This window comes from Candidatus Methylomirabilota bacterium, assembly GCA_035936835.1.
In the GTDB taxonomy this organism is placed as follows: Bacteria; Methylomirabilota; Methylomirabilia; order Rokubacteriales; family CSP1-6; genus AR37.
Map to the genome: position 1 here is coordinate 55,072 of DASYVT010000178.1, position 7,139 is coordinate 62,210.

Annotated in this window: 7 protein-coding genes and 1 tRNA gene; all 8 read left to right on the forward strand. The window is 69.1% G+C overall.

The genetic code is table 11. From position 1 onward, the window contains the following. The 8 genes from VGV06_16230 (at window position 1) to VGV06_16265 (ending at window position 7,135) form a co-directional block, all read left to right on the forward strand. Window positions 1-1,020, forward strand: coding sequence for an AIR synthase family protein (locus tag VGV06_16230; protein ID HEV2056690.1), 1,020 nt, complete (start codon window positions 1-3; stop codon window positions 1,018-1,020). Continuing rightward, window positions 1,020-2,618 carry a gamma-glutamyltransferase gene (gene ggt / locus VGV06_16235; GenBank protein HEV2056691.1) on the forward strand — a complete coding sequence of 533 codons (1,599 nt, stop codon included), beginning with the start codon at window positions 1,020-1,022 and terminating at the stop codon, window positions 2,616-2,618. The genes VGV06_16230 and ggt overlap by 1 nt, the downstream gene beginning before the upstream one ends. Window positions 2,619-2,622: 4 nt before the next feature. Further along, window positions 2,623-3,198 (forward strand): hypothetical protein, encoded by a 576-nt coding sequence (locus tag VGV06_16240; protein ID HEV2056692.1) that lies wholly within the window; start codon window positions 2,623-2,625, stop codon window positions 3,196-3,198. A gap of 3 nt (window positions 3,199-3,201) precedes the next feature. Then, entirely contained in the window at window positions 3,202-4,065 is an 864-nt protein-coding gene (locus VGV06_16245; GenBank protein ID HEV2056693.1) for a glutamate cyclase domain-containing protein, read from the forward strand. Then, window positions 4,062-5,405, forward strand: coding sequence for an aspartate aminotransferase family protein (locus VGV06_16250; protein HEV2056694.1), 1,344 nt, complete (start codon window positions 4,062-4,064; stop codon window positions 5,403-5,405). The genes VGV06_16245 and VGV06_16250 overlap by 4 nt, the downstream gene beginning before the upstream one ends. A gap of 61 nt (window positions 5,406-5,466) precedes the next feature. Then, complete coding sequence (locus tag VGV06_16255; GenBank protein HEV2056695.1) at window positions 5,467-5,793, forward strand: hypothetical protein; 327 nt, start codon at window positions 5,467-5,469, stop codon at window positions 5,791-5,793. A 139-nt stretch (window positions 5,794-5,932) separates the two neighbouring features. Beyond that, window positions 5,933-6,008: transfer RNA gene (locus VGV06_16260), tRNA-Phe, on the forward strand. Window positions 6,009-6,592: 584 nt separating this feature from the next. After that, window positions 6,593-7,135, forward strand: coding sequence for a plastocyanin/azurin family copper-binding protein (locus VGV06_16265; GenBank protein HEV2056696.1), 543 nt, complete (start codon window positions 6,593-6,595; stop codon window positions 7,133-7,135). The last annotated feature ends 4 nt before the right edge of the window (window positions 7,136-7,139 follow it).

Consider the following 7,139-nt stretch of genomic DNA (forward strand, 5'->3'; position numbering starts at 1 on the left):
ATGCCGTTTCTCCCCGTGGGCAAGCTCCCGGCCGAGCTGCTCCAGCGACTTTTTGCCAAATACGTGCCGGCCGACTCGCGCGTCATCGTGGGACCGCAGGTGGGCGAGGACGCCGCCGTCCTCGACATGGGCGATCGGTATCTCGTCGCCACCACCGATCCCATCACATTCGCCACCGACGAGATGGGCTGGTACGCGCTGCACGTCAACGCCAACGACCTTGCCGTGCGCGGCGCTCAACCGCGCTGGTTCATGGCGACCGTGCTCCTGCCCGAGGGCAAGAGCCACGAGGCGCAGGTGGAACAGCTTTTCGCCGAGGTCGCGGAAGCCTGCGCCGCTGTCGGCGTCTCGCTCGTGGGCGGGCACACGGAAGTAACCGCCGGGCTCCCGCGCCCCATCGTCGTCGGCGCCATGCTGGGCGAGGTCGACAAGGACCGGCTCGTGACGACGGGCGGCGCGAAGATCGGCGACACCGTGCTGCTGACCAAGGGCGTGCCGCTCGAGGGCGCGTCGATCATCGCGCGAGAGCGCCGCGAGGAAGCGCTCCGCCGCGGCGTGCCCGCCGAGATCGTGGAACGCGCGCGCGGCTTTCTCCGCAGGCCGGGCATCAGCGTCGTGCCCGAGGCGCGCGCGGCCTGCGGCGCGGCGCGCGTGCATGCGATGCACGACCCGACGGAGGGCGGGCTCGCCACCGCCTGCTGGGAGATGGCCCAGGCGGCCGGCGTGGGGCTTCGCATAGACCGCGAGCGCGTGCCGGTCCTGCCCGAGGGGCGCCGGCTCTGCGAGGCGTTTGGCCTCGACCCGATCGGCACCATCGCATCCGGCTCGCTCCTGATGACCGTCGCGCCGGAAGACGCCGACGCCGTCACGAACGCCTGCCGCGCCGCCGGCATTGACTGCGCCGCCATCGGCCGCGTCACGCCGGCCTCGGACGGCGTCGCGCTCGTCTCCGGCGGCCACCCGCGCCCCATGCCCGCCTTCCCCCAGGACGAGATCACCCGCATCTTCGGAGCAACCTAATGCCCCAGATCGGCTACGCGCACCGCCAGGCGCCGATGGCGCGGGACGGCATGGTCGCCTCGTGCCACCCGCTCGCCTCGTTGGCGGGAGTGGAGATCCTCAAGTCAGGTGGCAACGTGGTGGACGCGGCGGTGGCCACCAATGGTGTGCTGGCAGTGACGCAACCCAACTTCTGCGGCGTGGGCGGCGACTTCTTCTGCCTCTACTACGACGCCGAGAGCCGGCGCGTCCATTTCCTGAACGGCGCGGGGCGGTCGGGCTCGCGCGCTGGCCTCGAGGAGCTCGGGCGTCGCGAGCTCGCCGCCGTCCCGATGATTGGCCCCGGCGCGGTGTCGGTGCCGGGCGCGACGCGGGCGTGGTCCATGCTTCTCGAGCGCTTCGGCACGCGCCCGCTCAAGAGCCTCTTGGTACCCGCCATCCACTACGCCGCCGACGGCTTTCCGCTGACGGACATCGTCAGCCAGGCCATCCGCGAGCGCTCCGAGCTGATCGACGATCCCGAGTGGCGCCGCATCTTCATCCCGCGCGGCGGCTTCGCCGAGCCGGGCGATATTTTTCGCCAGCCCGACCTCGCGCTCACGCTGACCGAGTTGGGGGAGAACCCCGACCTCTTCTACCGCGGCCGGGTGGGGCAGGCGATCGCGAAGCGTTTGGAGCGCGACGGCTTCCTCACGGCCGATGATCTTGCGGGGCACACGGGCGCGTGGGGCGATCCCATCAGCACGACCTATCGCGGGTACACCGTGTGGGAGACGCCGCCGCCGACACAGGGCATCGCCACGCTCCTGACCCTCAACCTCCTCGAGTGCTTCGACGTGACGGCGCACCCGATCCACTCCGTCGCGCACCTCCACCTGCTCCTCGAGATGACCAAGCTCGCCTACGCCGACCGCGACCGCTGGGTCGCCGACCCGGCCACGTCGCGCCTGCCCGTCCTCTCCCTGCTCGACAAGGCCTATGCCGCGCGCAGACGCGCCGCCTTCGACGCGGACAAGGCCCAGCGCTACGAAGCGGGCGAGGTCGACGGCGACACGACCGGCTTCGTGGTTGCCGACGGGCGCGGCAACATCCTCTCGGTGATCCAGAGCCTCTACAAAGGCTTCGGCTCCGGCGTGGTGCCGCCCGGCACCGGTGTCGTGCTCCAGAACCGCGGCGCCTACTTCAATACGAATCCCAAGCACCCGAACTGCTTCGGGCCTCGCAAGCATCCCTTCCACACGCTCATCGCCTGCATCGTGACGCGCGGGGAGCGGCCCGTGCTGGGGCTCGCCAACATGGGGGGCGACGGGCAGGCGATGTTCCACACGCAGATCCTCTCCAACGCGCTCGACTACGGCATGGAGATCCAGGAGGCGATCGAGCGGCCGCGCTTCTTCATGGGACGCATCAATCCGGGCGACGCACCCGACCTGGTGCGGCTCGAGAGCCGCGTCCCCGTCCCCGTGCGCGAAGAGCTGATGCGCCGCGGCCACAACATCCTGCCCGTGTCCGATTGGTTCACCTCGGAGGGGCACGCCCACGGCGTCGCCGTCTTAAAGGACGGCGTCCTTCGGGGCGGCGCAGACCCGCGCGGAGACGGCGCGGCTGTGGGATATTGAGGGTATGCGAGCTATCCGATTGATCGCGGTCGTTCTGGCGTTGGCGCCGGCCCTGCCGGCAGCGGCAGGCGCGGCCAGCTGGGGAGGCATCGAGCCCGGCGACACCACGCTCGAGCAGGTGCGGGAGCGCTACGGCGCGCCGTCGAAGGAGACCAAGCAGAAGGTCGAGAACTACGACACCACGACCTGGATCTACGAGGGCCTCAAGGCGCCGGGCGGCATGAACCGGATGGTGGTGGATTTCGGCCTCCTCAAGCCCGACGATTACAAGCCGAACATCGTGCGCGTCTTCGTCCTCGAGCCCAGGCCGAGCATCTTCGCCGTCCAGACAGTCATCGACGGCTGGGGGCTGCCGTCGGCGGCCGGCGATCAGGGCGGCTTTCCCACGATGCTGTATGAGGAAGGACTCCTCGTCGTCTTCGACAAGCAGACTCTCTGGGCGGAATCCATGACCTTCACGCTGCCTCAGCCCCTGCTTCAGCCTCCCACGGCTGGGCCGCCCGCTCCGGCCCCCGCTCCACCAAAGGCGACCACGGCGCCCAAGCCCGGCTCGACCTCGCCCGCCGGCCCGCGCCCGTAGCGGATGGTCGATCAGCTCCTCGCGTTCGACCCGGGTGGCCGGGGGATTGCGCGCTTCTTCGTGCCCGGCGGCGCGGCACGCGCGGCCGGCGCGCTCCGGCGCGCGAAGCGCGTGCTCCTCACCACCGGCTTCTCCCTCGGCCCGGGGCTGCCCGAGACCGACGGCCCTCCGGGCACAGCCTCGCTAGGCCGGGCGCTCCGTGCTCTCGGCGCCGAGGTGACCTACATCACCGACGCCGCATCCCTCCCACCCCTCCAGGCCGCTCTCAGCGTGCTTGGAGAGCCGACCCAGATTCTGACCTTTCACGCGGGCGGCGACGCCGCGCTCATGGCGCGACGGCTCTTGGCGGAGCACGCGCCGACCCATCTGGTCGCCATCGAGCGCCCGGGGCGCACGCGCGGCGGCGAGTACCTGAGCATGCGCGGCGAGTCCGTCGGCGAGTGGAACGGGCCGCTCGACGCGCTCTTTCTCGAAGCCCCGCGGCGGGTGGTCACGGTCGGCGTCGGCGACGGAGGCAACGAGATCGGCATGGGCGCCCTGCACGCGCGCCTGCGGGGCGCGGGAGCGCAGGTCAGGAAGGTCGCCTCGGTCGTCCCCGCGCGGCACGTGGTCGTCGCCGGCGTGTCGAACTGGGGCGCGTACGGCATCGTCGTCGAGCTCGCGAGGCTCTCGAAGCGGCCTCTGCTGCATACCGCCGAGGAAGAACGGCAAATGGTCCGCGCCTGTGTCGCGGCGGGCGCAGTGGACGGCATCACGCGCAAGCGTGCTGCGACCGTGGATGCGCTCCCTTTGGAGGCGCATGCGGGCATGGTAGAGTTGATGCGTCTGATCCAGGATTCGACACCCCACGGAGGCAAGACCCGATGACCCAGCCCGCGAAGCCGTCCAAGATCTTCGACACCTACCGCGCCATGCACCCGAAGTCCGCCGCGCTCTACGAGCGGGCGCGCGGCGTGATCGCCGGCGGCATCACCCACGACAGCCGGCACCTCAAGCCCTTCCCGGTCTATGTCGACCACGCTCTCGGATCCCGCAAGTGGGACGTGGACGGCCACGAGTACGTGGACTATTGGATGGGCCACGGCGCGCTCTTCCTCGGCCACAGCCACCCGGCCGTCGTCAAGGCCATCCAGGAGCAGGCGCCGCGCGGCACGCATTTCGGCGCGTGCCACGAGCTGGAAGTGCGCTGGGCCGAGCTGGTCTGCAAGCTCGTCCCCTCGGCCGAGATGGTGCGCTTCACCATGTCGGGCACGGAGGCGACGCATCTGGCGCTCCGCATCGCGCGCGCCTACACGGGGCATCCGAAGGTGGTGAAGTTCCACGGCCACTTCCACGGCTGGCACGACGGCGTCGTCGCCGCGGTCAACCCGCCCTTCGACGTGCCGATGTCAGCGGGCGTCCCCTCGCAGATCCTCGACCAGCTCCTGCTCTGCCCGCCCAACGACATCAAGGTGGTGGACGGATTGCTCCAGCGCGGCGACGTCGCGGCGGTGATCCTCGAGCCCGCGGGCGGGCAGTCCGGCACGACGCCCACCATCCCGGGCTACCTTCAGGAACTGCGCGCGCTGACGGAGCGCCACAACGTCGTCCTGATCTTCGACGAGGTCATCACGGGCTTCCGCTACGCGCCCGGCGGCGCCCAGCAGTACTTCGGCGTCACGCCTGACCTAACGACGCTGGCGAAGATCGTCGCCGGCGGCCTCCCCGGCGCCGTCGTCTGCGGCAAGAAGCGGCTCATGGCGACCATGGCCCACCGCGGCGATTCCGTCTGGGACCGTGCCGAGCGCGTGGCGCAGAACGGCACCTTCAACTCCAACCCCGTCTGCGCCGCCGCCGCCATCGCCACGCTCGAGCTGGTGCAGGACGGCGGACTGCACGCGCGCGCCAACAAGGTGGCCGACGAGCTGCGCTCGGGCATCGCGGACGTGATGAAGCGCGTCGGCGCGCCGGGCACCTGCTTCGGCGAGTCGTCCATCTTCCACGTGTCCTTCGAGGGGCGGCCCGGGCTCGCCGGCTTCGACAGGCCGCGGCGCGGCGACCTCTACCAGATGCTCCGCTGCGCGCTCCTCAACAACGGCGTGGACTGCTCCTCCTACCACGGCTGGCTCTCCGCCGTGCACTCGGACGAAGACGTGGCGCGGACGCTCGCGGCCTACGAGAAGGCGTTGTCAGCGATGGCCGCCGAAGGAGCTTGGAGCGGTTTCTAACCTCATTCCCCTCGCCCCCATCGAGGGAGAGGGTAGGGTGAGGCGGCCAGGGTAAAGCGCGATGCCTCTCAGCGAAGCCGACCGCCGCGCCAAGCTCCAGGAGCTTCACGACCTGGCGCAGGGCTCCGAGGAGTTCGAGGGCGGCGTCACCTTCGAGGACGACATGGAGGCCCTGGTCGTCGGCGATTGGGCCTTCTTCGCCATCGACGAGATCGGCGACCTCGCGCTGTCCTTCCACTTGGACGCCCACCCCCTCGCCGTGGCGCGCCTGACCTGCTTTCTCGTCGAGCACGACGTGCCATTGGTGCTGACCGAATCCTTCACCATCGACGAGGACGACCAGATCGTCTTCGAGTCCGACACCGGCGCCGACCTCCCCGACCGATAGCATCTCCCCTCTCCCCCACGAGGGCGAGATCCTCAATTCCCCTCTCCCCCACCGGGGGAGAGGGCAGGGTGAGGGGGCGGCTAGTCGCCCGTCTCGTGGACAGAACCCACCCCTTCTGGTATCCTCGCTACTTCGTGGTGGGCAGGTAGCTCAGTTGGTAGAGCACAGGACTGAAAATCCTGGTGTCGGCGGTTCAATCCCGTCCCTGCCCACCATTCTTTTCTAGCAGTTAGCGATCAGCGAAATTCCCTCGGAAGTTCGATTGTGCCCAAAGTGTGCCCATCTAGGGCTCACTCCAGCGCATTCCAGTGCACGTCCGCGGTCCAGGCCGTCGCGACCCCTTCCTTCCAGATCCAACCGGAGACCGCCCTACCGACCCGCTCCTGTCTTCTCCTTCGGGCCCCGGCACGACGGCCGTGCAGGAATTGGCAGCGATCCTCTCGCGGCCAGGGCCTCAGAGACCTGTGATGAATTGGCAACGAACGAACGGGACTACTTCGAGGCCCCACGGCCGCCCGTCGCTCATACCGCTCCCGCCCCAGCACGCTGTCGACCTCTTCCTCCAACACCCGCTGCAGCAGCCGCTGCACCCCGTGCCGGGCGAAGGGCTCCAAGCCCTCCCTCGTGGGGCTTGACTCCTACGCCTGCACGGTGCTCTGCTTCTCCATGGGCGATGTCTCCTTCGCCGAGCGTTCTCAGCGCCCGCGGTTCGGGTTGTGGTGAGTCGAAAGCTACACCGCCTGCACTTCGTTTACACACCCGTTGAGGGTACCTCTCACGACCACGGAAGGAGGCACTGATGCTCACGCGACGAACCTTCGTGGCCGGCAGTGGACTCGCGCTCGCCTGCCTGATCGAGCCGCGCCCGGTGCGGGCCGCGGGCGTGATCGAAATCCACATGAAGAACGACGCCTCGCGTGTCAAGGACTGGTTCGATCCAGTCGGCCTGCACATCATGCCAGGACAGACAGTGCGATGGATCCTTGACGAGGACGTGCATGCGAGCGCCGCCTTTCATCCCAAGAACGCCATGCACTCGTTGCGGATCCCCGAGGGCGCCACGCCCTGGGATTCCGGGCTCATGACCACGAAAGGACGGCACTTCGATTGGACCTTCACAGTTGAGGGCGTCTACGATTACTTCTGCTTGCCCCATGAGAACGACGGGATGGTGGGGCGCATCATCGTTGGCAAGCCGAGCGGGCCCGGCACTTTGCCCTTCGACTACTTCAAGGGGAAGCCCGGCACCGCCGGCTGGCTGCCCGTGCTAGCGGTCGCGCGCAAGATGTTCCCGAGCGTACAGCAGATCATGGCTCAGAAGGTCGTTCACTACCGCGCCTGACTCG

What these genes read in the sequence shown, in the direction of transcription:
- VGV06_16250 (HEV2056694.1), top strand. Translation starts at nt 4,062, where the DNA reads ATGACCCAGCCCGCGAAGCCGTCCAAGATCTTCGACACCTACCGCGCC.
- VGV06_16265 (HEV2056696.1), top strand. Translation starts at nt 6,593, where the DNA reads ATGCTCACGCGACGAACCTTCGTGGCCGGCAGTGGACTCGCGCTCGCC.
- VGV06_16230 (HEV2056690.1), top strand. Translation starts at nt 1, where the DNA reads ATGCCGTTTCTCCCCGTGGGCAAGCTCCCGGCCGAGCTGCTCCAGCGA.
- VGV06_16245 (HEV2056693.1), top strand. Translation starts at nt 3,202, where the DNA reads ATGGTCGATCAGCTCCTCGCGTTCGACCCGGGTGGCCGGGGGATTGCG.
- VGV06_16255 (HEV2056695.1), top strand. Translation starts at nt 5,467, where the DNA reads ATGCCTCTCAGCGAAGCCGACCGCCGCGCCAAGCTCCAGGAGCTTCAC.
- VGV06_16240 (HEV2056692.1), top strand. Translation starts at nt 2,623, where the DNA reads ATGCGAGCTATCCGATTGATCGCGGTCGTTCTGGCGTTGGCGCCGGCC.
- ggt (HEV2056691.1), top strand. Translation starts at nt 1,020, where the DNA reads ATGCCCCAGATCGGCTACGCGCACCGCCAGGCGCCGATGGCGCGGGAC.